The organism is Candidatus Colwellia aromaticivorans (genome assembly GCF_003333305.1).
In the GTDB taxonomy this organism is placed as follows: Bacteria; Pseudomonadota; Gammaproteobacteria; order Enterobacterales; family Alteromonadaceae; genus Colwellia; species Colwellia aromaticivorans.
In genome coordinates, this window is record NZ_QOLD01000024.1 from 17125 (window position 1) to 40429 (window position 23305).

General features: G+C 38.1%; 22 protein-coding genes. 15 read left to right on the forward strand and 7 right to left on the reverse strand.

Features of this window, described 5'->3' with window-relative positions; all coding sequences use genetic code 11:
- The first annotated feature begins 4 nt into the window (after nucleotides 1-4).
- Together DWA31_RS03995 and DWA31_RS04000 are read left to right on the forward strand one after the other, a co-directional pair.
- Nucleotides 5-775, forward strand: coding sequence for a class II aldolase/adducin family protein (locus tag DWA31_RS03995; protein WP_114325370.1), 771 nt, complete (start codon nucleotides 5-7; stop codon nucleotides 773-775).
- Between the two features lie 67 nt (nucleotides 776-842).
- Entirely contained in the window at nucleotides 843-2018 is a 1176-nt protein-coding gene (locus DWA31_RS04000; RefSeq protein ID WP_114325371.1) for a mandelate racemase/muconate lactonizing enzyme family protein, read from the forward strand.
- A 36-nt stretch (nucleotides 2019-2054) separates the two neighbouring features.
- On the opposite strand, the gene DWA31_RS04005 is transcribed toward DWA31_RS04000, so the two are convergent.
- Nucleotides 2055-2942: an amidohydrolase family protein gene (locus tag DWA31_RS04005; RefSeq protein ID WP_114325372.1), complete on the reverse strand. Its 888-nt coding sequence runs from the start codon at nucleotides 2940-2942 to the stop codon at nucleotides 2055-2057.
- A gap of 17 nt (nucleotides 2943-2959) precedes the next feature.
- On the reverse strand, nucleotides 2960-3685 hold the full coding sequence (locus DWA31_RS04010) for an SDR family NAD(P)-dependent oxidoreductase (RefSeq protein WP_114325373.1): 726 nt from the start codon (nucleotides 3683-3685) through the stop codon (nucleotides 2960-2962).
- Nucleotides 3686-3813: 128 nt separating this feature from the next.
- Between DWA31_RS04010 and DWA31_RS04015 the strand changes: the two genes are divergently transcribed.
- Together DWA31_RS04015 and DWA31_RS04020 are read left to right on the forward strand one after the other, a co-directional pair.
- Complete coding sequence (locus DWA31_RS04015) at nucleotides 3814-4239, forward strand: DUF3010 family protein (protein ID WP_114325374.1); 426 nt, start codon at nucleotides 3814-3816, stop codon at nucleotides 4237-4239.
- 212 nt (nucleotides 4240-4451) lie between these two features.
- Nucleotides 4452-6257 carry an acyl-CoA dehydrogenase C-terminal domain-containing protein gene (locus DWA31_RS04020; protein WP_114325375.1) on the forward strand — a complete coding sequence of 602 codons (1806 nt, stop codon included), beginning with the start codon at nucleotides 4452-4454 and terminating at the stop codon, nucleotides 6255-6257.
- A 176-nt stretch (nucleotides 6258-6433) separates the two neighbouring features.
- Here the strand turns inward: DWA31_RS04020 and DWA31_RS04025 are convergent, their stop codons facing one another.
- Together DWA31_RS04025 and rpsT are read right to left on the reverse strand one after the other, a co-directional pair.
- Nucleotides 6434-6871 carry a TlpA family protein disulfide reductase gene (locus tag DWA31_RS04025; protein ID WP_114325376.1) on the reverse strand — a complete coding sequence of 146 codons (438 nt, stop codon included), beginning with the start codon at nucleotides 6869-6871 and terminating at the stop codon, nucleotides 6434-6436.
- Between the two features lie 253 nt (nucleotides 6872-7124).
- Nucleotides 7125-7385 (reverse strand): 30S ribosomal protein S20, encoded by a 261-nt coding sequence (gene rpsT, locus DWA31_RS04030; RefSeq protein ID WP_114325377.1) that lies wholly within the window; start codon nucleotides 7383-7385, stop codon nucleotides 7125-7127.
- 257 nt (nucleotides 7386-7642) lie between these two features.
- Here rpsT and murJ point away from each other — a divergent pair, with 257 nt between their 5' ends.
- From murJ to ispH, 6 genes are all read left to right on the forward strand, one after another.
- The gene (gene murJ / locus DWA31_RS04035; RefSeq protein WP_114325378.1) at nucleotides 7643-9265 is read left to right on the forward strand and encodes a murein biosynthesis integral membrane protein MurJ; all 1623 of its coding nucleotides are present in this window, start codon (nucleotides 7643-7645) and stop codon (nucleotides 9263-9265) included.
- Nucleotides 9266-9363: 98 nt separating this feature from the next.
- Nucleotides 9364-10293 (forward strand): bifunctional riboflavin kinase/FAD synthetase, encoded by a 930-nt coding sequence (gene ribF, locus DWA31_RS04040; RefSeq protein ID WP_114325379.1) that lies wholly within the window; start codon nucleotides 9364-9366, stop codon nucleotides 10291-10293.
- 57 nt (nucleotides 10294-10350) lie between these two features.
- Nucleotides 10351-13221, forward strand: coding sequence for an isoleucine--tRNA ligase (gene ileS, locus DWA31_RS04045; protein WP_114325380.1), 2871 nt, complete (start codon nucleotides 10351-10353; stop codon nucleotides 13219-13221).
- Nucleotides 13222-13565: 344 nt separating this feature from the next.
- Nucleotides 13566-14060: a signal peptidase II gene (lspA, locus tag DWA31_RS04050; protein WP_114325396.1), complete on the forward strand. Its 495-nt coding sequence runs from the start codon at nucleotides 13566-13568 to the stop codon at nucleotides 14058-14060.
- A 40-nt stretch (nucleotides 14061-14100) separates the two neighbouring features.
- Complete coding sequence (gene fkpB, locus DWA31_RS04055) at nucleotides 14101-14538, forward strand: FKBP-type peptidyl-prolyl cis-trans isomerase (protein ID WP_114325381.1); 438 nt, start codon at nucleotides 14101-14103, stop codon at nucleotides 14536-14538.
- A 122-nt stretch (nucleotides 14539-14660) separates the two neighbouring features.
- On the forward strand, nucleotides 14661-15590 hold the full coding sequence (gene ispH, locus DWA31_RS04060) for a 4-hydroxy-3-methylbut-2-enyl diphosphate reductase (RefSeq protein ID WP_114325382.1): 930 nt from the start codon (nucleotides 14661-14663) through the stop codon (nucleotides 15588-15590).
- Between the two features lie 145 nt (nucleotides 15591-15735).
- Here the strand turns inward: ispH and DWA31_RS17675 are convergent, their stop codons facing one another.
- On the reverse strand, nucleotides 15736-16143 hold the full coding sequence (locus tag DWA31_RS17675) for a type IV pilin protein (protein WP_114325383.1): 408 nt from the start codon (nucleotides 16141-16143) through the stop codon (nucleotides 15736-15738).
- An 87-nt stretch (nucleotides 16144-16230) separates the two neighbouring features.
- Between DWA31_RS17675 and DWA31_RS04070 the strand changes: the two genes are divergently transcribed.
- Genes DWA31_RS04070 through DWA31_RS04085 form a run of 4 tightly spaced genes read left to right on the forward strand, consistent with a single transcriptional unit; the run spans nucleotide 16231 to nucleotide 20865 of the window.
- Nucleotides 16231-16782: a pilus assembly FimT family protein gene (locus DWA31_RS04070; RefSeq protein ID WP_114325384.1), complete on the forward strand. Its 552-nt coding sequence runs from the start codon at nucleotides 16231-16233 to the stop codon at nucleotides 16780-16782.
- Entirely contained in the window at nucleotides 16773-17600 is an 828-nt protein-coding gene (locus DWA31_RS04075) for a prepilin-type N-terminal cleavage/methylation domain-containing protein (RefSeq protein WP_114325385.1), read from the forward strand. The genes DWA31_RS04070 and DWA31_RS04075 overlap by 10 nt, the downstream gene beginning before the upstream one ends.
- Nucleotides 17593-18798: a hypothetical protein gene (locus DWA31_RS04080; RefSeq protein WP_114325386.1), complete on the forward strand. Its 1206-nt coding sequence runs from the start codon at nucleotides 17593-17595 to the stop codon at nucleotides 18796-18798. Before DWA31_RS04075 ends, DWA31_RS04080 begins: the two co-directional genes overlap by 8 nt.
- Before the next feature lie 9 nt (nucleotides 18799-18807).
- Entirely contained in the window at nucleotides 18808-20865 is a 2058-nt protein-coding gene (locus DWA31_RS04085) for a type IV pilus modification PilV family protein (protein WP_114325387.1), read from the forward strand.
- Between the two features lie 58 nt (nucleotides 20866-20923).
- Here the strand turns inward: DWA31_RS04085 and nadE are convergent, their stop codons facing one another.
- Nucleotides 20924-21778 carry an ammonia-dependent NAD(+) synthetase gene (nadE, locus tag DWA31_RS04090; RefSeq protein ID WP_114325388.1) on the reverse strand — a complete coding sequence of 285 codons (855 nt, stop codon included), beginning with the start codon at nucleotides 21776-21778 and terminating at the stop codon, nucleotides 20924-20926.
- Nucleotides 21779-22088: 310 nt separating this feature from the next.
- Here nadE and glnB point away from each other — a divergent pair, with 310 nt between their 5' ends.
- Complete coding sequence (glnB, locus tag DWA31_RS04095; protein ID WP_114325389.1) at nucleotides 22089-22427, forward strand: nitrogen regulatory protein P-II; 339 nt, start codon at nucleotides 22089-22091, stop codon at nucleotides 22425-22427.
- Nucleotides 22428-22533: 106 nt separating this feature from the next.
- Here the strand turns inward: glnB and DWA31_RS04100 are convergent, their stop codons facing one another.
- On the reverse strand, nucleotides 22534-23292 hold the full coding sequence (locus DWA31_RS04100; RefSeq protein ID WP_114325390.1) for an outer membrane protein assembly factor BamD: 759 nt from the start codon (nucleotides 23290-23292) through the stop codon (nucleotides 22534-22536).
- Nucleotides 23293-23305: the final 13 nt, after the last annotated feature.

Here is a 23305-nt window from a genome sequence, read left to right on the forward strand (position 1 = left end):
AAGCATGTTTGAACTTCCTAGGGTAAATTTAAAAGATAAAGTGTCAGCACAAGAATGGCAAATTCGCGTTGATTTAGCGGCTTGTTACCGCTTAATGGTAATGCATGGTTGGGATGATCTTATTCATACGCATATTTCTGCGCGTATTCCCGGAACAGAGTATCTATTGATTAATGCTTTTGGTTTGGCATTTGAGGAAGTCACCGCATCAAATTTAGTTAAAATTGATATTGACGGTAATATTATTGATCAAAACTGTGGGTTTGAAATTAATCCAGCGGGTTTTACTATTCACAGTGCTGTACATGAGGCACGTCATGATGATATTTGCGTTATGCACGTTCATACCAACGAGACTATTGCTGTTGCCAGCCTTGAAGAAGGTTTATTGTCATTAAGCCAATACTCTATGTTTGCGCTTGCTTCGATGAGTTATCATGATTATGAAGGTTTAGCGGTAAATGCGGATGAAAAGCTAAGATTGCAGCAAGACTTAGGTAATGCCAATTTTATGTTACTGCGAAATCATGGGGCACTTACGGTGGGGAAAACCATTGGTGACGCGTTTATGCACATGTATGACTTAACCCGAGCATGTCAGGTGCAATTGCAAGTAATGTCCACAGGCATGAAACCTATTTATGCACCTCAGAGCATTATTGATGGCATTAAAGCCCAGGCTAATATTGTGCATACCGGAAAAACGGGCGGAGAAACTGCGTGGCCAGCAATGATGCGCAGAGTAGCAAGAGCCTATCCAGACTTTGCTTCGTAACATTCATTCCGTATTGTAATTAATTTATTTGAAATTAAAAAAAAGAACCTAATTTAAAGAGATAAACATGAAAATTACCCATATTGAAGTATTTGATATTCACTGCCCTAAACGTATTGGGTGGAACCCAGTTTTTATACGTGTTCATACTGATGAAGGCATTAGTGGTGTTGGCGAGGCAGGTTTAGCTTATGATTGGGGGCACAGTGCTGCTGCCGCGATGATCAAAGAAATCAGTGAAGCAGTATTAATCGGCTTTAACCCGTTTAATACTGAGTTGTTATGGTCTCGTATGCTCAGAGAAAGCTTTTGGGGTTTAGGTGGCGGTCCTGTTCTGTATTCTGCCATGAGCGCCATTGATACTGCACTTTGGGATATTAAAGCGAAAGCGTTAGGTGTGCCTGTTTATCAATTACTGGGTGGTAAAGTAAACGACAAATTACGCACTTACGCCAGTCAACTGCAATTTGATTGGGATAGTGAAATCAATAAGCTAATAGAGCCAGAAGAATACGCACAAGCAGCATTAAAAGCGGTAAGTGAAGGCTATGATGCGGTAAAAGTTGATCCTATTGTATACAACAAAGACGGTAGTTCATCATTTGATCGAACCAAGTTATTTACTAAGCCACAAATGCGTTTATTTGGTAATCGATTGCGTGCTATACGTGATGCGGTTGGCGAAGATGTTGATATTATTTTTGAATCGCACTCATTAATGGGAGCGGCATCAGCCATTCAAATGGGCGCTATTGTCGAAGAAGTTGGCTGCATGATGTATGAAGAGCCTGTTAACTATTTAAATTCGGCGGTGCATAAAAAAGTGTCTGATAACGTTAATGTACCCATTGCCGGTGGCGAGCGCTTATATCATCGTTGGGATGTACGTCCTTATTTTGAAGATCAAAGTATTGACGTATTACAACCTGATGTCGGCTTATGCGGCGGTTTTACTGAAGCAAAAAAAGTGTGTGATTATGCTGATGTTTACGATATTCGTATTCAAGCGCATGTTTGTGGCGGCCCTGTGGCTACCGCGGCTTCCTTGCATTTAGAAACCGCTATTCCAAACTTTTTAATTCATGAGCATCATACCTATGCCATTAAAGACTGGAATCGTGAATTATGTCTACAAGACCCACAACCGGTTGATGGCTTTTTCCAAGTGACTGAAGTACCGGGGCTTGGAATTGAATTAAATGATGAAGTGGTTAAGAAGTCACCACATATTGTCATCAAGTAAGTTCTTATTTGAAAGGTAAGTTTAACACCTGCTGTATTAATTCAGAATTGCATTCATAGAATACCAACTAAGCGCATTGTCATAACACAATGCGCTTTTTTCTTGCTCGGTTAGTGCTTGAAAAAAATCGCTCGATATAATCGACTGCCAATACGCCTGATAACTGCTATGGCTGAACAAACATAATGGGAAGTTACTAGCTAACATGACCTTTTTAGCCCCAAAAATAGCGAAAATCAGCGATAAGTTTTCACTTAGCCAAGTTTCTTTATAATTTCTTTTTGTCATTTCCCAACCTGAACACTTAATAGCGACATGAGGATAAAGCGACAATTTAGTTAAATTGCTTTGCCAACTTTGCCATTCAATAGAGTGTAAATCGGTAGGTGGAAAGCCAGCATGATTTATGATGAACTGAATATTTAGGTTATTTTCAATTACAGCACATAACGCTGCAACGGGAATTTGGTCAATTAGTGATAGTTGAACTTCGAACACCAATCCCGTGTCATTGAGTATGCTAATATTATTAATTACTTGTTTGTTGTTTAATAATACTAGCGCTTGATCATCTAATAGGTGCCGAACGCCAACGAATGAGGGGTGTTCTGCTAACTTTTCTAATACAGTATTAACGTGTTGGCTCGATGTGGTTAAATCGATATTAGCGATGGCTCGAAAAGGTTTATTGCAACTTTTCTCTAGGGTTTCAAGTTCACGGCATGGCTTGTCGTTATCAAAACCAGCTTCAATATGAACAAAGCCAGCTAAAGATAAAGGTGTGGTTAGCGTTAACTCAGTCTCATCGAAGCTTTTATTGATACGTTGCTTATCAGGCCAAAAAGGCGAATTTTCAGCCTTTAGCCAATGATAATCACCTAACTCAAGATCAAATAAATGTAGATGAGGATCAATTATTTTCATTTTCGTTACTCGTTACTTTACTGCGCTGTATAGCCACCATCGATTACCTGCAAGCTGCCAGTAATAAATTTAGCTTTATCTGAGGCTAAAAACAACACTAACTCAGCAACTTCTTCCGGCTGTCCCAAACGGTTTAGTGGTTGCAAACTTTCTTCTTCTCGATGCGTTTCTGCTTTGTCTGCACCGGATTTTTGACAATAATTATTGATAGCATCATGATAAAGCGGTGTTTCTATGGTGCCAGGGCAAACAGCATTAGCGCGAATATTAAAGGCAGCGTAATCAAGTGCGGTGGTTTTTGCCATGGAAGCAAGTGCCGCTTTACTTAAGTTGTAAGCAAATGAGTTGTGTTTAGCGACTAACGCTTGATCAGAAGACATGATAATAATAGCGCCATTATTATTCGCTTTCATACTCGGTAATACGGCTTTAACGGCAGCATAAGCGCCTTTTACGTTGATATTAAAGACCTTGTCAAAATCCTCTTCTGATGTGTTTTCTATATTGGCAGAAAAGTGAATGCCGGCGTTAGAAACCAGTACGTCGATGGTCTGTTTTTTTGCAATATTGTTAATAATGTTAGTTACCTGACTTAAATTAGTAACATCACAATTGCAAAACTCACCAAAAGAAGAAGGGGATAAGTCCAAGTTAAAAACGTGGTAATTATGTTGTTCAAATAATTTTACTATGCTTAAACCAATACCTGAACTACCGCCTGTAACCACACATGTTTTTTTCATATATTCGAACCACTAATTTTATCAAGTAAATCTTTTCTCAATGATAACGTTAAGTTCAGTTCAGTGCCATTTTCTTATTTTAGTAAATTCGCTATAATGATCACAATTATAAAACTTGAGATTTTTTCATGAAAGCATGTGGCGTTGAAATAAAAGGTAATGATGCAATTATTTGTATTATGTCTAAAGAAAATAATTTGTATGATATTCCTCATACGCGAGTACAAAAAATTAGCCTTGATGACGCTGGAGATGCCGAGCAAGTGCAAAAATTCCAGTTTACCTTTGCGAAATTAATGGAAGACTACCATGTAAGCCATGTACTTATTAAAGGGCGTGCGTTAAAAGGAAAATTTGCGGGCGGTCCTGTTGGCTTTAAAGTTGAAGCGGCAATCCAGTTGATAAAAGAATTACAGGTTGAAATTCTAGCTGGCAGCTTTATTAAAAAGGAAATAGCAAAGAGCCAAGTAGAAATCGACTTTAGAGATACTGGGTTAAAACAGTATCAAGAACAAGCTTTCACTACCGTATTTGCTTATTTAGAAACTGTGTAATGACTATTTAAATAAGGTATCACTTAAAAAAAGCGCATGTATTGCGCTTTTTTTATACCTAAATTTCGTCTATATAACCCCCTTTTTATAAAAATCATCACTAATCTTACTTGAGAAAAAGTAACTAACATGATTTAATCAAATACTCACCAGAGGTCTGACCACTAATTTGTTTTGAGTTGGACTGCTAAAGTTAATATTGGAGAAACCCTATGCCAGAATATAAAGCCCCGATTAGAGACATGAAGTTTGTCATGCAAGAACTACTTAATTGTGACCGCCATTATCAGAAACTAGGTTATGAAGATGCTAGCCTTGATATGGTCGATGCTATAATCGCTGAGGCTGCTAAGTTTACTGAACAGGTAGTTGCTCCAATAAACCAAAGTGGTGATGAACAAGGTTGTACTTGGCATGATGGTGAAGTTACAACCCCCGATGGTTTTAAAGAAGCTTACCAACAATATGTTGAAGGAGGTTGGCCGACCTTAGCGCAAAATGTTGATTTTGGTGGTCAAGGTTTACCTCATTCATTAAATACTGCTATTACCGAGTTTTTCTCCTGTGCTAATCATAGCTTTGCTATGTATCCAGGCTTAAGTCATGGCGCATTAGCGACGATTGAAGCACATGGCAGTGATACTCATAAAAACATCTTTATGCCAAAACTGGTTGAAGGGTCTTGGACGGGCACTATGTGCTTAACTGAGCCTCATTGTGGTACAGATTTAGGTATGTTACGCACTAAGGCTGAAATAAATGATGATGGTAGTTACTCGTTAACAGGTACTAAAATTTTTATCTCCGCCGGTGAACATGATTTGTCGGATAATATTGTGCATATTGTTATTGCCCGTATTCCTGGTTCGCCAGAAGGTAGCCGCGGTATTTCATTATTTATTGTACCTAAATTTAACGTAACTGATGCGGGTGAAGTCGGCGATAGAAATGCCGTAAGCTGTGGTTCAATTGAACATAAAATGGGTATTAATGCTAATGCGACTTGTGTCATCAACTTTGATGGCGCTAAAGGCTATTTAATTGGCGAAGTTAATCGTGGATTAAACTGTATGTTTACCTTTATGAATGCCGCTCGCTTAGGTGTTGCTACCGAAGGTGTTGCCGCCGCTGAAGCATCATTTCAAGGTGCATTGGCTTACGCGAAAGATAGATTACAAATGCGTTCATTGTCAGGTGTTAAAAATCCTGAAGGCCCAGCTGATGCAATTATTGTTCACCCTGATGTACGTCGTATGTTATTAACACAAAAATCTATTGCTGAGGGTGGCCGTGCGTTAATCGCTTATTTATCACAGTTAGTAGATGTTAGTCATGCACCTATAGGTAAGGTAGATGAAGCAGAAAAAGCATCAGCAGAATCTAAGTTAGCTTTATTAACGCCAGTTGCGAAAGCATTTTTAACTGAACTGGGTTTAGAGTGTACTAGCCATGGCGTACAAGTATTTGGTGGCCATGGTTATATTAAAGAGTGGGGCATGGAGCAGCTGATGCGTGATACAAAAATCAGTTGTTTGTACGAAGGCACTACCGGTATTCAAGCACTTGATCTATTAGCACGTAAAATTTTAGGCTCTAAAGGTGAGATATTGAAACCATTCGGCGCTGAAGTTACTGCATTTTGTGTTGAAAATGCAGGTAATGAAGCTATGCAAGAATTCATTCAACCTATTATGACCTTTGGTAGTGATTGGCAAAAAATGACTGAAACGTTAGGAATGAAAGCAATGCAAAATCCAGATGAAATCGGCGGGGCATCTGTTGATTACTTAATGTATTCAGGCTATTTAACCCTCGCTTATTTTTGGGCGAAAATGGCCAAGGTAGCTCAAGAGAAATTAGCCGCAGGTGGCGATGATAGCGCTTTTTATCAAGCGAAAATTAAAACAGCACGTTTCTATTTTCAACGTATCTTGCCAAGAGCCAATGGTCATGCTTCTTGTGTTGAAAATGGCTGTGACTCTATGATGGCACTTGATGTGGATGATTTTTCATTTTAGTTAAATTCATTAATGAAATAGCTCAAGAGACTTAATAGAAAAAGGGAAGCGATATGCTTCCCTTTTTTATACCTAGAAACCTAGTAAAGTAATTACCAAAAAAGTAAGTACCAGAAAAGTAATCAGTGCTTAATTATTTCTTGCACAGCTAATGCTAATTTAGGGTTGTTCACATCTTAACTCGTTGATTTGTATATTTCTTTACCTTGGCTATTAATAAAAAAGGTCGAGGGCGTACCTCTTACTCCATATTGATTTGCAACCAATTCCCCGTTTACTGCCGTAATGAAGTCATAGCCGCGTTTTATTATTTCATCTTGTGGTGTGGCACCGTCGTCTTCATTGAAACTAATCGAAACAATTTTTATACCAGAGCTTTTATATTTCTTTTCAAGCTCAACTAGCTTAGGTTGTAGTTTTTTACAATAAGGGCACCAAGTAGCCCAAAAATGTAATATAACAGGCTTACCGTGATAATCACTCAATGAAATAGGTTTCCCAGTCTGTGTGGTTAATTGCCATGCTGGCGCCGTTGGAAAATCTTCATCAATAGCGTTAGAGGTAGTCCAAAATAGAAGGATAAATAAGCTAGAAAGATAAGTGATTTTTTTCATAGAGAGTTATGTTAATTTGAATTGTGTATAGATGACCTAGTATAAGTGTTTTTTGTTGTATGACATTACCTACTATTGTTGATAATACGCTTAAATAGACTCAGGGAATATTAATTGCAAGCATATAGCCAACAGCACTAGCACTATTAGAAAAGTAATATTTAGATCAAATTGCAGATATAAAAAAACCGACTAAAGTCGGTTTTTTAAATATTACACTAAGTAATCAGAAAAACGTAAAGTGCTATCTAGCCTATAGGGCTTTAATAGCAGCATTCAAACGGCTCTTACTACGAGCTGCTTTGTTTTTATGAATAAGACCTTTACTTGCATAACGGTCTAAAATTGGCGTAGCAGCAGCTAATTCTTTAGTTGCTACTTCTTTATCACCGGCTTCAATAGCTGCAAGTACTTTTTTAACTAAAGTACGCATCATTGAGCGACGGCTTCCATTGTGTTGACGGCGCTTTTCAGATTGTACTGCGCGCTTCTTAGCTTGCTTTGAATTAGCCAAGGTGACTCCTAAAAAATGTTAGATAAGCTTAAATTTAAGGCGACGAAATATGCCTTTTTTTTAGCTGATTGTCAAATGATTTAATTGCTATATCTAATAAAAAGTAATAAAAAAGCAATTAAATTGAATTTTGCTTGTTCTTGTTGTGAACGGACGTAAGTATACATTGTTTATATAGATAAAATCATCACATAATAGTAGCTTCTTTTAGTTAATTACTTCCTTTCTTTTTTCATATTGTTTTTGAGGACACTTTTTTGAGTAAAAAGTTAATAAAATCAGGGGTTATTGTCAGTGTGATGACCTTGGTTTCTCGTGTGTTGGGCTTAGTGCGCGATGTAGTCATTGCTAATGTGATGGGCGCAGGGGTTATGGCAGATGTTTTTCTCTTTGCAAATAAAATCCCCAACTTTTTTCGTCGCCTCTTTGCTGAAGGCGCTTTTGCTCAGGCATTTGTTCCGGTGCTAAGTGAATATCATACTAAAGATGAAAAAAAAGCAGAGAAAAAAGGTGACAGTGACAATGATGAAAAGCTTGATGTATCTCTTGATGAAACAAGGCGTTTAATTGCGCAAGTTTCTGGTACGTTAGGTGTAATCATTACTTTAGTCACTTTATTTGGCATGTTGGCCTCGCCGTTATTTGTTATTTTATTTGGTGGTGGTTGGTTTGTTGATTGGTTTTATAATGGCCCTGAAAGCGTTGGCGGTGAAAAGTTTGAGTTGGCTGCTAGTTTATTAAAAATCACCTTTCCTTATTTGTGGTTTATTAGTTTTACTGCACTTGCGGGTGCTGTACTTAATACCTTGGGGCGATTTGCTGTTGCGGCTTTTACGCCTGTACTGCTAAATATAGCGATTATTTTAATGGCGGTATATGGCGCTGAATATACTCAAAGCCCTGCTTATGCTCTGGCATGGGGAGTATTTTTTGGCGGCTTGATTCAGTTTCTTTTTCAAATTCCTTTTTTATATAAAGCCGGTGTTTTAGTTAAACCTTGCTGGTCTTGGCATAGCAAAGGTGTTACTAAAATTCGTAAGTTAATTATTCCTGCATTGTTTGGCGTGTCTGTTACTCAAATTAATTTACTCCTTGATACGTTAATTGCCAGCTTTTTAATTACCGGATCTATTAGTTGGCTCTATTACGCCGATAGATTATTAGAATTTCCGTTAGGTCTATTTGGTATTGGTATTGCGACGGTTATTTTACCAAGTTTGGCAAAACTGCACAGTAAAAACAGTCCGACAGAATTCACCGCTACTTTAGACTGGGGTATTAAGGTGATTTCTCTGTTTGGTTGGCCTGCTTTAGCTGGGCTCATGGTACTTGCACAACCCATTATAATGGTGTTGTTTATGCGAGGAGAATTTAGCCAAAATGATGTGTTACAAGTATCAATGGCATTGTTTGCTTATCTTTCTGGCTTGTTAAGTTTTATGTTTATCAAAGTGCTAGCGCCGGGTTATTACGCTAGACAAGATACGAAAACGCCGGTAAAAATTGGTATCATAGCCATGGTTTCTAATATGGCCTTTAATTTAATGCTTGCGCCATTTTTTGGTTATGTCGGCTTGGCGATAGCAACGACAATGTCGGCAACATTAAATGCGTGGCTTCTTTATCGTGGCCTAAAGCAGGCAGGTGTTTACCATTTGTCAAAAAACACAAAAATTTTTATCAGTAAATTAGTCTTATCAGCACTGGTGATGGCATGGGTGGTTTATCAATTATCTAATGACTTTGATGTGTGGTTAGCGATGAGTTTTGCTGAGCAAGTTCTACAGCTAATCATGTGTATTGGCGGCGGTGTCTTAAGCTATTTTGTTATGATCGCCATATTAGGTGTTCGTCTTGGTGACTTTAAGGTGAAAAATTAAAAATAATATTTAGGAAATACTGATTATTATTGCTCGTTAATATATAATTCGGCGATTTATTTCATCAACATATTTGCTTTAGGCTTAAAACACAAACCATGCAGTTAGTTCGCGGTATACATAATATTCAACCAGAAGATCACGGCTGTGTATTAACCATAGGTAATTTTGATGGTGTTCATAAAGGACATCAACGTGTTATTGCGGCCTTAGTTACTAAAGCAAAGGCACTCAATTGTGCTGCTGCGGTGTTAGTGTTTGAACCACAACCACAAGAATTATTTGCAGGAGACAAAGCGCCAGCGCGACTTTGTCGTTTACGGGACAAGTATTCACTGCTAGCAGAATTAGGCGTTGAACGATTAATTTGCGTTAATTTTACTCGAAAGTTTGCCAGCCAAAGTGCACAGCAGTTTATTGAACATTTATTAGTGGAAAAATTAGGTATACAGCATTTAATTGTTGGCGATGATTTTCATTTCGGTAAAAATCGTCTTGGTGATTTTACTATGTTATCTGAGGCAGGGAAAAAATTCGGCTTTGATGTAACGGATACTGCCAGTTGTAAAATGGCTAATTGCCGAGTGAGCAGTACTTCGATACGACTAGCGCTAGAGCAAGATAACTTAAACGATGTTGAGAGTATGCTAGGTAGGCCTTACTCAATAATAGGTAAAGTTTTTCATGGTGATAAACGTGGACGACAACTAGGCTTTCCAACGGCAAATGTACTATTAAAAAGACGGAAATCTCCTTTAGATGGTGTTTTTGCTGTAATAGTTAATACCAATAATGGCACCTTTAATGGCGTTGCTAATATTGGCTCTAGACCAACAGTAAATGGCATAAGACAACAATTAGAAGTACATATTTTTAACTTTAATACTGATCTTTATGGTCAATGCATTGAAGTGATAATTAAGAAAAAACTTCGTCAAGTGATGAAGTTTGATAGCCTCGAAGCATTAACCGCACAAATTAAGCAAGATAGTGCTCAGGCTAAACAAGAATTAAACAATATAGATTAGGTGGATACCAATCAGCCTAATAATTTGAAAAATTTAAACAACCGGATAATGATTTAAATGAGTGATTATAAACAGACCCTGAATTTGCCAGCCACTTCGTTTGCCATGAAAGGCAACATGGCAAACCGTGAACCTAATATGCTCAAAGAATGGGCTGCTAAAGATTTGTACGGAAAAATTCGTACAGCAAAAAAAGGTAAAAAATCATTCATTTTGCATGATGGCCCTCCCTATGCGAATGGTAGTATTCACATTGGTCATGCGGTAAATAAAATATTAAAAGATATTATCGTTAAATCAAAAACATTGTCTGATTTCAACTCGCCTTACGTACCTGGTTGGGATTGTCATGGTTTACCTATCGAATTAATGGTTGAGAAAAAAATTGGTAAGCCAGGTCATAAGGTTTCAGCCAGTGTTTTTCGCGAAAAATGTCGTGAATATGCAGCTAAGCAAGTCAATGGCCAACGTGAAGATTTCAAACGTTTGGGTATTTTTGCTGATTGGGACAAACCTTACTTAACAATGGATTTTGATACCGAAGCTAATATCATCCGTTCATTAGGTAAAATTGCTGAAAATGGTCATTTACACCAAGGTTTCAAACCTGTCCATTGGTGTACAGATTGTGGGTCTTCTTTAGCTGAAGCTGAAGTAGAATACAAAGATAAGCAATCTCCAGCGATTGATGTGAAGTTTACTGCGGTTGATGAAAGTGTTGCTGATAAATTTGATCATCCTGTTTCTTCACAAGGTAAGCATCAAGGCGAAGGTGATATTTCCCTTGTTATCTGGACGACAACACCTTGGACATTACCTGCTAACCGTGCAGTTGCAGTTCATGCTGATGTTGAATATACCTTAGTGCAATGTGAAACGTTACCCAATGGTGAAGAAGGTAAAGAGCGTTTAATCTTAGCTTCAGACTTAGTCACAAGTTGTATGGACCGTTTTGGTATTGATAAATACCATGCATTAGGTTTTTGTAAAGGTAGCGATTTAGATTTAGTGCAACTTAAACACCCTTTTTATGATTTTACTGTGCCCGTTATTTTAGGTGAACATGTTACTACCGACTCTGGTACAGGTTGTGTTCATACGGCTCCTGGCCATGGTGTTGAAGATTTTGTGGTGGGTAAAACATATAACCTTGAAGTCGCAAACCCTGTTGGTGCCAATGGTGTTTATCTTGAAGACACCCCTTTATTCGCAGGTCAGCATGTTTTTAAAGCGAATGCGAGTGTGGTTGAAACGTTGAAAGAGCATGGCACACTTGTGCACCATCATGCGTTAGAACATTCTTATCCACATTGCTGGCGTCACAAAACGCCATTAATTTTCCGTGCAACACCACAATGGTTTATCAGCATGGACAAGAAAGGTTTACGTCAAGATTCATTAAAAGAAATTGAAAAAACACAATGGATCCCTGATTGGGGACAACGTCGTATTGAATCTATGGTTGAAGGTAGACCAGATTGGTGTATTTCGCGTCAACGTACGTGGGGCGTGCCAATGGCATTGTTCATACATCAAGACACAGGTGCTTTGCATCCACGTAGTATTGAGTTAATTGAAACGGTTGCTAAGCGTGTTGAAGAAGAAGGCATTCAAGCGTGGTTTGATTTAGACGCAAGCGAACTTATCGGTGATGATGCTAAAGAATACGTTAAAGTACCTGATACCTTAGATGTATGGTTCGATTCCGGTACTACCCATTACTCTGTAGTCAATGCGCGTGAAGAATTCGATGATATTGCAGACTTATATCTTGAAGGCTCAGACCAACATCGTGGTTGGTTTATGTCATCTATGATCTCATCGGTAGCGATGAATGGTAAAGCACCTTATAAGCAAGTGCTCACGCACGGCTTTGTGGTTGATTCTAAAGGCCATAAAATGTCTAAATCTTTAGGGAATGTGATCACTCCGAAAGAAATCACCAACTCTTTAGGTGCTGATATTTTACGTTTATGGACAGCATCGGTAAATTACACGCAAGAGATCACAGCAGGCGATGAAATATTTAAACGTCAAGCGGATGCTTATCGTCGTATTCGAAATACCTCTCGCTTTTTATTATCAAACTTAAATGGCTTTGAACCAGCGCAGCATTCTGTTGCTGTTGAAGATATGGTCGCACTTGATCGTTGGGTTGTCGATAAAGCAGCACGTTTACAAGATGAGATTATTAATGCCTATAACGAGTATGAATTTCATGTTGTCGCTCATAAGCTAATGAACTTCTGTACTACTGAGCTAGGTGGCTTCTATTTAGATATCATTAAAGATAGACAATACACAGCTAAATCTGATTCCAATGCACGTCGCTCTTGTCAAACGGCTATGTACTTAATTGCTGAAGCAATGACGGCCTGGATGGCGCCTATTTTATCATTTACCGCACAAGAAATTTGGCAAGCATTACCTGCGCCAGCTACAGGCGAGCGTGATGAATTTGTATTCACCGGTGTTTGGTTTGATGGTTTAGTCACCATGCCAGAAGACACTGAGCTAGGTAATGAATATTGGAGCGAATTGTTATTAGTACGCGCTGAAGTTAACCGTGCATTAGAGCTTGCTCGTAAAGAAAAAACGGTAGGTAAAGCGCTTGAAGCTCAGGTAACTCTATATGCAACGGCAGAGCTAGCTCAGAAGTTAGCACAATTAGGCGATGAATTACGCTTTGTACTTATTACGTCTAAAGTGACGCTCAATGTTGTTAACGATGAAAGTCAAGTTCCTGATAGCTCAACAGAAACCGACATTGAAGGTTTATGGTTGTCAGTTGCTGCAGCAGAAGGCATTAAGTGTGATAGATGTTGGCATGTAACGACTGATGTTGGTACACATGACGCTCACCCAAGTTTATGTGGCCGTTGTATTACCAATGTTGATGGTGATGGCGAATCCAGAAAATATGCATAAATAATCGTTATTCTTTGCCATTTTCCTGCAATAACTGCGTCGAAAGTACTCACCTATAGTCATAGGCTCCGTTCTTTCTTCTTGTTTTATCAGTAAATGACTTTGAATAACTGCTATTTGTTTATTTATTATTATTGTAATTATTCACCATACCCAGCGTGCACGTCATTCCGGTTGTGTCTTTGCCTACAGGACCTAGGGTCTAGCTTTGGTCTGGACACCAAAGCTGAAGCCGGAATCTGCCTGTTTTAAAGATTAGACTCCCGATTAAAACATCTCGGGAGTGACGATAGGTGAGTAGTTACTTATTATTTAAAAAAAGAGAATATTCTAAGTTGAGTAAAATTTTTGTAATATTTAGTAATTCAGGCTTGCGTTGGCTTTGGCTAACGCTAATTTTTTTAACGCTTGATCAGGTAACTAAGCATTGGGTTGCAGGATCATTTCGCTTATATGAATCTATCAGCGTATTGCCTATTTTTAGTATCACCTATGTACACAATCTTGGTGCTGCGTTTAGTTTTTTGGCTGATCAAGGTGGTTGGCAGCGTTGGTTTTTTACCGCGATAGCGGCTATAGCCTGCATTGTTTTTATTATTTGGTTAGCAAAAATACCTAAGTCGCAAACCTTATTAAGTATTGCTGTAGCGTTGATGTTAAGTGGAGCAATGGGAAATTTGATTGACCGCGCCTTGTTTGGTTATGTTATCGACTTTTTAGATTTTCATTGGTCTGGTAATCATTTTCCTGCTTTTAATGTCGCTGATTCAATGATTTTTATTGGTGCAGCCTTGATGATCTTAGAGTCCTTTACTGCTGAACCTAACGATAAAATATAAGTTGTACGTTAAGTGCGACAATGGATAAGAAGATAAAAAAATGACAAATGAAACACAAATTAAAGCTGATTCAACAATTTTAGTACATATTACTATGAAGTTGAGTGATGGCTCAGCTGCTGATAGTACCAAGGTAAACAATAAACCTGCTAAGATCATCATGGGTGATCAAAGTATTTCAGCGGCTTTTGAAGCACAAATATTAGGTATGACTACGGGTGATAGCAGAGAGTTTTCGCTTGAAGCTGTTGATGCGTTTGGCGAGTCTAACCCTGATAATCTTCATTTTATGGATATTGATAAATTTTCAGCGGAAGTACCTGCAAAAGTTGGTAACATCATCACATTCTCACAACCAGGTGGTGAATTACCGGGCATGATTAAAGAAGTTAATGGTAGTTCAGTGACTATTGATTTTAATCACCCTTTAGCGGGACAGCCAGTTACTTTTGTGATTGATTTAGTCGAAATATTGTAAAATTAAGTGATGAGTGGCGAGTTTCGAAGAAAAGCGGCTGAACATATGTTTTTCTCATTCGCAAGTTGTAGTGTTTTCGCTACTCGAAACTTTATTTTATCGCAACTTTTATTGAGAACCTTATGGAAATTATTTTAGCTAACCCTCGTGGTTTTTGTGCCGGTGTTGACCGAGCTATTAGCATTGTTGACAGAGCTTTAGACTTATTTGGTGCGCCTATTTATGTACGTCATGAAGTAGTACATAACAAATTTGTGGTTGACGGCCTTAAAAGTCGTGGCGCCATTTTTGTTGAAGAGCTTAATGAAGTACCTGATGACAGCACGGTTATATTTAGTGCTCATGGCGTCTCTAAAGCGGTGCGTAATGAAGCTAAAAAACGTGACTTAAAAGTATTTGATGCGACATGTCCATTGGTTACTAAAGTACATATGGAAGTTGCTCGCGTTAGTCGTAAGAACATTGAGTGCATACTCATTGGCCATGCAGGGCATCCTGAAGTTGAAGGTACCATGGGGCAGTATGATAGTGAATCAGCGGGCATTTACTTAGTTGAATCAGCAGATGACGTGTCAAAGCTTGTAGTGAAAAAACCTGAAAAATTATATTTTTGCAGTCAAACTACGTTGTCAGTAGATGATACTGCCGATGTTATCAGTGCGTTACAAGCTAAATTTCCTTTAATTGAAGGGCCTCGTAAAGATGATATTTGTTATGCCACCCAAAATAGGCAAGATGCCGTACGCGCTATCGCTAGCCAAGTCGACTTATTATTAGTGGTTGGTGCAAAAAATAGCTCTAATTCTAATCGTCTAAGAGAAGTCGCTGAAAAAATGGGAACTACTTCTTACCTTATTGATACTGCTGATAATATTAAAACATCATGGTTAGAAAATGTTAACAAAATTGGTGTTACTGCTGGTGCCTCGGCCCCGGCAATTTTGGTAAAACAAGTAATTGAGGCGTTAAAAGAGCTTGGTGGTCAAGAAGTTAATGAATATCCTGGTAGGGAAGAAAACATTGTATTTGCCGTACCCGCAGAATTACGCTAAATAGAATTAATATCAATACTAGTAACTCAAGTTTCACTTATTAAAATGGATGATTAAAAGTCACTCGTTATAAATTATCATTAAAAAACGCTATCATCGTAAGATGTTAGTGTTTTTTTTAATGTACTCATTTCAGGTAATAAAACTACCAACAGCCAGCAGGGCTTTTAGTACCAGCTTGGTCTATAGTTATAGAGGTGCAGCCAGTATCAGCAGCTTGACTTGAACCTGAAGTTGCTGCAGCTTTCAAAGTGTAAGCAGAGGAAACTGTAGCAGCAACCGTTACTATAGAAAAAGTATAATAGTCACTGCCGGGATCGTTTACATTATTGGCGCCTGCAGCAATAGCGGTGGCATAAGCAATATTCACCATTCTAAATCCTTCTTGTTGCAGCTGCATTTTAACCAAACCTGCATGCGCTTCTGCCCTACGGCTTTTACGTACACTGTCTTGATAAGAAGGTAATGCTATAGAAGCAATTATTCCTATAATTGCTACAACTATCATTAGTTCCATTAAAGTAAAGCCATTACTCTTTTTTGTAGAATCCATAAAAACCTTAAAAAAAACAAAATACAAAAACCTAACCATACTATATACTGGATTTGAGATAGTTTAAATTATTTTATTAGGAGTCGTATGATGTTTGGTAGAAAAATCAAACTCAAGCAAGGAATGACCTTGGTTGAATTGATGATTGTTATCGCATTAATTTCTATTGCTTTAGTAGTAGCTGTTCCTTCCTTTTCAGGTTTTTTTGCCAAGCAAAAGCTTCGAGGTTTAGGTGGTGAGCTATTATTCTTCACTAAACTTGCCAAGGCTGAGGCAGCTAAAAAAAGCAGTAAAACTTATATAGTTTTCAACAGAACTAACGCAACTTCGTGGTGTATTGGTTTAAGTGAAGACACAGTAGACTGCGATTGTTCAACGGCTAATAGTTGCGTAGTTGATGATATAGAACGTGTTGTTTCCAGTGCTGATTATCAAGGGGTCTCTTTTGATAGTCATAATTTTACTGGCAATAAAATAACTATATCCCCTTATAAAGGCCGTTCACTTGGGGGGACTGCTACTTTTAGTATTACTGCCGATGGTGTCATCAAAGACTTAAGCTTAAAGCGTAGTGTTATGGGGCGTGATAGAGTGTGCTCAATTAATGGCACTAGCTTGAGGTATCCTAAATGTACATAAATCAAGATAAAACAACAAAAATAAATCAACAAGGTTTTACACTGATTGAGTTTATGATCAGTATGGCGCTCAGTTTGGCGGCTATATTAGTAGTTACCTCCATTTATGTCACTAGTTTTCAAATTGATAGTAAAACCATTAAATATGCTCGCTTAAATGATGAAGTAACTAGCATTATGGCATTACTTAGTGAGGATATTAAACGGGCAGGTTATGATGCTAATGCTGAAGTTACAATAAGCTCTGAGACTCCTGCTCCGGCCGAATTTAGAACGTTACTCGTTAGTGAATTTACCGGTGAAACCAGCAATTCCTGCATTTTATTTTCTTACGATTTTAATGAAAATAATGAATATGATAGCTCAACTGAAGACTTTGGTTATCGACTACATGACGGTAAACTTGAAACGAGGAAAGATGGTAAGAGTTGTACTGAAACTGGCTGGGAGTCTTTAACCGATCCTGATTTTGTCAATATTTCAGCAATAGAAATTTCTCCTGCTGTACCTGCTGAAGTTGGTCCACCTGCTGTACCTGCTGTACCCGCTGTATATGGAGATATGTTTAAATGTAAAGTCAGTGATGATGGTGATACTACTGATTATGAAAACCCCGATACTGTGACTGACCCAGTTACGAGTGTTACTACCACAACAAATATAGAAATTAATTGTGCCGCCGGTAACTTACCTTATGCTGGTATTTATAATGGTACTGTTACCGTGGAAATATCGTTTACCGCCACCTTGGTTGATGACACGGACATTTCATTAACTGCCTCAGAAAAAGTATTAGTGAGGAATGCAAGTTATGACTAATATAAGTAAGTTAAAGCTGCACAAATACAATAGAAAAAAATCATCTTTCATTAACATTAACAAAGCCACGGGTGCAATTACTGTGATAATGGCCTTGGTGATGTTGGGGTTAGCTTTAGCTAGCGCCTTATATACAGCAAAAACTAAAATGTTAGATGTTCGTATTGCTAATGCAGAAATAAGAAAGAATGAAGCGATTTTATCGGCAGAATCGGGTTTAAAAAGAGCCATGATTCAGTTCGAAGTCGAAAACGTTGATCTCATTAACCCTATTGATATTGATTCAATTGACGATAGTCCAGGTGACACAAATTTTGTGGTGAGTTATAGCTTGATTGACACCTTTGAAACTGACGGGGATTGCCCGAAAATTGTACGTTTTATCGGACTTAACTCTGTTGGTCAAAGCAAAGATAGTACGGGCACACGAACACACGCTCAAAAGATTGCCTTACTCCCTTTTACTTGTGGAACACCTGATTCAGCTATTACGGTTTCGGGCACTATTGGTATTGGTGGTGCCTTTACGGTTGGGGCAAACCCTAATGGTGGTGGTGTAGGTGTACCGTTATCAGTTTGGAGTGATGATAATGTTACTCTAGGGGGAACTGGTGCTACCTGTGGCTTAGAAGAGTTTGATGGCGGCTATTGTCCAGGTTCTCCTTATTCAGATAGCACCCTTGAAGCAGCGGATATTCTTGACAATGATACAACAGGCTTTCCTTCTGATTTATTAGATTATACTTTTGGTGTAGCGACAGCGAACTATCAAGAGTTAAAAAATCGGGCTGAAGTATTAGCGGATTGCTCAACATTACCTAACCCTTCTCTTACTGATATTACCACGGGGTTTTATTGGATTGAAGGTGCTTGCACTCTTAATGCAGGTCATATAGTAGGTTCAGTAGATGAGCCAGTAATTATTGTGGTGGAAAACAGTTTAACCAGGCTTAATGGTGGCGCTATTATTTATGGTTTATTCTTTGCTTTTGAAACTACTCCAGGTAGTGGTGGAGATGTACAAATGCAGGGTAATTCTACGGTAAGAGGTGCTTTTATTTCCGATCATGATATAGGGGGAAGTGGAGGTACTTTTAATACAAGGTATGATGCAGAAGTTTTGGGAAACATTAGCCAAGGTGGCGGCCCCAAACTGTCTACCGTTGAAATTATACCAGGTAGCTGGAAAGATTTTTAGGAGAAGCATATGAGTTATGTTGTAGGAAATAAAGTCACAGGAATCAAAAAATTAACGAAAAGCAATCAAGGCTTTACCTTAATTGAAGTATTGATCGGCATTTTTATTGCTGCCGTAGGAATTGTGGGTGTTTTAGAAATTCAAAAGCATGTGATTAGATCGGGTAATGAAGTTAATGCCCGTACAATTGCTATTCAACTAGTACGTGACAAACTAGATTTCATTAATAATATTGATGCTTTTGATGATGTTGGTAGAGATCTGCCTGACGTTGAGAATAATATGGTTAAGAACAACTATAGCTTCACGCGTAGCTGGACAATGACAGCACATCACTTTGATGAAGATGCTGCTACATGGGGAGTTGTTGGTACAGGTGAAAGTACGGATGCTAAACATGTTACTGTGTCAGTGAGTTGGACTGATATTAATAATAATGTGCAAACAGTCAATGGTGATCAAATAATATCAAGTGCATCAATACATGATACGTCAGGGCTAAGTACCACATCAGGTGACCGAATCACACCTGAAATTCCTTTTAATGAAATATCAAGTATTGAAAACCCTCCAATTAGCTTAGTTGATGATGTTATTGCAAACGCTACTTACAACACCCAAGAAACCTCAAGACCTATACCAACCGTTGTTGCAAGAAATGGTCAGAACTTAATTCAGTTTGAAACGATTACTTATGATAATTCATCAGATCAACAAACCTTAGAAGATTTTTCAACGGTAAACTGTTCTTGTAGCTTTAGCGCTAACGGTGAGGCTAAAGCGCCAACTATTTTAACTATATCAAATGATGGAGAGTCATTGATTAATGATGAAAATTCAGGTGAGTTAATTAGTAAAGTAAAAGGTGTTACCTCTAGCACAGGACAGCCTGAATTATGTACTGCTTGTTGCGAAGATCACCATGACTCATCTTCGTCAGCCGCTAAATATGTATCAGGGAGTTCTGCTGACCACCCTCATTATGATACCGATTTAAATGAAGCTTTTCCTCCTTCTGATGATTATGTTGAAGCATGTCGTTTTCGCCGAGTAGATGGTTTTTATGAAATGGTGCCTGATTGGCAATTAGCCGATATTATTATTATGCCTAAGAGCTACTTTGTCGATACCGATAATGTGACTGCCTACGTCAGTTATGTTAAAGCCGTGGTACAAGCAAAACTAATGGGTACAACCATGCCGACTAAACTTGACATAGATACGCGTAGCATGACTGATTTACTTGCCGGCGGATATCAACTTATTGCCCGTGGCATTTATGTTGATCTTGCATCATTAAGCAGTACTGATTTAACAACTATTCAGTCTTATGGTCTCGTTGGTGGCTCAGATTACAAGCCTAATTGGTTAGCGTATGTGCCTTTTTATGAAATCAACTTATCTTTATTCGCTGATTGGTCTACTGATCCTAATTCCTCCGCAGTTGCAACAATAACAAATGAAGCGATAGATACCATAGTTGATCCTGCCACTAATTATTACGGCAATTTTTCTAGAGGCTGGTTAACGGCTTTGGAAACAGGTGCGGTTAATATTGTAGGAGAAGCCCGCACTGATAATACAGGTTTAACCGGTAGTGGTGCTATTGTCAGTCCCTCTTCAATTTTGTCAGATACGATTAATGTTGATGTTAATATTGAAGGTATTAGTGTTGACTGCCAGACTGTGGGATGTAGTAATAGTATATCGATAAATATTAATTGTATAAATGACAACGGTACACGCTGTACAGGACAAGATGGCAGTAATATAAATTTAATCTCTAGTGCAGGGTTAGCATGTACGAATTTGGATGGTGAAACAACTACCCCCTCTTATAATGGTGAAGATGTTATTTGTAACGGCGTAAGTGATGCTTGGACTAGCGGTTCGATTACTTTATCTGAAGCTGGGTATAAGTTTTATTTTCCTCCAGCTTCAGACAGTCCTACCGCTGAAGAAATAGCTGCAGCTGTGGCTAGCGCCCAAATTGATTTAGTTGTTCCTATTACAATAGATACAGTCGGTGTTGGGTTTAGCCGAGATGTTATTATGCTTGAGCAGTGATATTAATTAAAATTTATAAGAATAAAAGGGTTGAATACAAATTCAACCCTTTAATCAGCTAACCGTAAACAGTAGGAATCGGCTGGCGTTTATGCTGCGTTTTTTGATAAATATTAATAATATGATCACGTACTTGCGTTGTTACTTCTTTACCTTCCAGAAAATCATCAAGTTGGTCATAACTAATACCTAAGGCATCTTCATCGGTTTTACCAGGTTCTAGATCTTCTAAATCAGCTGTTGGTGCTTTATCAACTAAAATAGAAGGGGCGCCTAAATGTTTAGCTAACATTCTAACTTGTCGTTTAGATAGGCCAAACAATGGCGCTAAATCACAGGCACCGTCACCCCATTTAGTAAAAAATCCGGTAATATTTTCTGCGCTATGATCAGTACCTAATACTAAACCGCCCATAATTCCCGCAATGTGGTATTGAGATACCATACGTGCGCGTGCTTTTACATTGCCTTTTGAGAAGTCTACTTGGCTTTTTGATGCGGAGAGTAAATTTGCACCCGAAAGCGCGTCAACTACTTGCTGATGAATACCATTTACCCCATCGAGTACATTAGTTGTTAAACAATGGTCAGGTTGAATAAAGTTTAGTGCTTGCTGGGCATCATCTTCATCGGCTTGAACACCGTAAGGTAACCGAACAGCAATAAATTGGAACGTATTCTCACTGTCAGTACAAAGCGTTGTATTTAGTTCGGTATTTAATTCTGTGACGGCAAGCTGTGCCAAACGACCACAAGTTGAAGAATCAACCCCGCCACTAATACCAAGTACTAATGTTTTTAAACCTGAATTTGCTAATGTTGATTTAATAAAGTCAATGCGACGGCGAATCTCAAATTGAATATCAATTTCAGGTAACACATTCATCTCATCAATAATTGCTTGCTGATCCATGGGGTTCCTACTTTACTATGGGAATATTGAATGGCAGCCATAGTAACAAAATAATTGTGTTATACCAGTTTCATTAATTAAGTGATCTATTTTATACGTAGGAAAAACGGTCAAATACAAGGCGTTTATTTCAATAACTAGTTGTTTTAGCTATTAAATAAATAACGAAGTAGTTGATCGTTTTAACAAGTAGAAATGATTACATAGTTAGTGAGATTGGTATTAGCTAAATAATAACAACTGCTTATTGAAATATAATGATAAACGCGTTGTAATGTAACTAATAATGGACTTTTAACTGAGAATTACTATGAAAAAAATTGAAGCTATCATTAAGCCTTTCAAATTGGATGATGTAAGAGAGGCATTGGGCGAAATTGGTGTTACAGGTATGACCGTATCAGAGGTTAAAGGCTTTGGTAGACAAAAAGGACATACTGAGCTGTATCGTGGTGCAGAATATATGGTTGATTTTTTACCTAAAGTAAAACTGGAAATAGTTATCGCCAAAGAAGATGTTGAACGTTGTGTAAATGCTATTTTAGAAACAGCACAAACGGGTAAAATTGGTGATGGTAAAGTCTTTATTACCGATGTTGAGCGTATTGTCCGTATTAGAACAGGTGAAGAAAACCAAGAAGCGATATAGAAAAGTTGCGAGTTATCAGTTTCCTTCGACAAGCTCAGGATGAACGGGCTTATTACCGTGCATCCTGAGCGTGAGGCACGAGCAGTCGAAGGGCTCGCAACTTACTTTACTTAATTAATGAATTGTTTGGATAGTTTGCGGCTAATACTTGCAACGTATTCTTCTTTAAATCAACTAAGCCAAGCTTATCATAACACTCAATCATTATTTCTAATGCCGGCTCTACCTCAGGGCTAGGAGTAAAGTATTCAATAATATACCTACCTCTGTTTGCCGCTGATGCATAGGCACCACGTTTTAAATAAAAAGCAGCAACTGATAATTCATACTTGGCTAAACGAGATTTTATTTCAATCATGCGTTTACGAGAGTCAGCGGCATATTTACTTTCTGGATAGTTAGTCACTACGCGTTTTAAGTCATTAAAGGCCTCACGGGCTGCGCTAGGATCTCTATCCGAACGGTCTATACCAACAATATCTTGAAATAAATTATCTTCAGTGGACAAATTGATTAATGCTCGCATGTAGTAAACATAATCAACATTGGGATTATTGGGATTTAATCGTAAAAACCTATCCGTTAAGGCGATGCCTTGTGCTGAATCACCTACTTTATAATATGCATAGATTAAATCTAGTTGCACTTGGTGAGATATGGGGCCAAAAGGAAAGCGTGAATCAATAGCACTTAGCGTTGAAATAGCCTTTTGATATAAACCGTTATCTAGTGCTGTTCTTGCATCTACAAATAATGCTTGTGCAGATTTATCAGGGACTATTTCAATCTCCTTTACTGATGAAGAACAACCAGCTAAAACAAGCGCCAATGTGATAAAAATTATTTTTGTGGTCAATTTTTCCATAGAAATTGTTATT

Coding starts and splice junctions, on each gene's coding strand:
- DWA31_RS04015 (WP_114325374.1), top strand. CDS start 3,814: ATGAAAGCATGTGGCGTTGAAATAAAAGGTAATGATGCAATTATTTGT.
- DWA31_RS04085 (WP_114325387.1), top strand. CDS start 18,808: ATGAGTTATGTTGTAGGAAATAAAGTCACAGGAATCAAAAAATTAACG.
- DWA31_RS04000 (WP_114325371.1), top strand. CDS start 843: ATGAAAATTACCCATATTGAAGTATTTGATATTCACTGCCCTAAACGT.
- DWA31_RS04100 (WP_114325390.1), bottom strand. CDS start 23,292: ATGGAAAAATTGACCACAAAAATAATTTTTATCACATTGGCGCTTGTT.
- DWA31_RS04025 (WP_114325376.1), bottom strand. CDS start 6,871: ATGAAAAAAATCACTTATCTTTCTAGCTTATTTATCCTTCTATTTTGG.
- DWA31_RS17675 (WP_114325383.1), bottom strand. CDS start 16,143: ATGGATTCTACAAAAAAGAGTAATGGCTTTACTTTAATGGAACTAATG.
- nadE (WP_114325388.1), bottom strand. CDS start 21,778: ATGGATCAGCAAGCAATTATTGATGAGATGAATGTGTTACCTGAAATT.
- DWA31_RS04010 (WP_114325373.1), bottom strand. CDS start 3,685: ATGAAAAAAACATGTGTGGTTACAGGCGGTAGTTCAGGTATTGGTTTA.
- ribF (WP_114325379.1), top strand. CDS start 9,364: ATGCAGTTAGTTCGCGGTATACATAATATTCAACCAGAAGATCACGGC.
- DWA31_RS04005 (WP_114325372.1), bottom strand. CDS start 2,942: ATGAAAATAATTGATCCTCATCTACATTTATTTGATCTTGAGTTAGGT.
- DWA31_RS04080 (WP_114325386.1), top strand. CDS start 17,593: ATGACTAATATAAGTAAGTTAAAGCTGCACAAATACAATAGAAAAAAA.
- DWA31_RS04020 (WP_114325375.1), top strand. CDS start 4,452: ATGCCAGAATATAAAGCCCCGATTAGAGACATGAAGTTTGTCATGCAA.
- ispH (WP_114325382.1), top strand. CDS start 14,661: ATGGAAATTATTTTAGCTAACCCTCGTGGTTTTTGTGCCGGTGTTGAC.
- ileS (WP_114325380.1), top strand. CDS start 10,351: ATGAGTGATTATAAACAGACCCTGAATTTGCCAGCCACTTCGTTTGCC.
- glnB (WP_114325389.1), top strand. CDS start 22,089: ATGAAAAAAATTGAAGCTATCATTAAGCCTTTCAAATTGGATGATGTA.
- DWA31_RS04075 (WP_114325385.1), top strand. CDS start 16,773: ATGTACATAAATCAAGATAAAACAACAAAAATAAATCAACAAGGTTTT.
- fkpB (WP_114325381.1), top strand. CDS start 14,101: ATGACAAATGAAACACAAATTAAAGCTGATTCAACAATTTTAGTACAT.
- DWA31_RS04070 (WP_114325384.1), top strand. CDS start 16,231: ATGATGTTTGGTAGAAAAATCAAACTCAAGCAAGGAATGACCTTGGTT.
- DWA31_RS03995 (WP_114325370.1), top strand. CDS start 5: ATGTTTGAACTTCCTAGGGTAAATTTAAAAGATAAAGTGTCAGCACAA.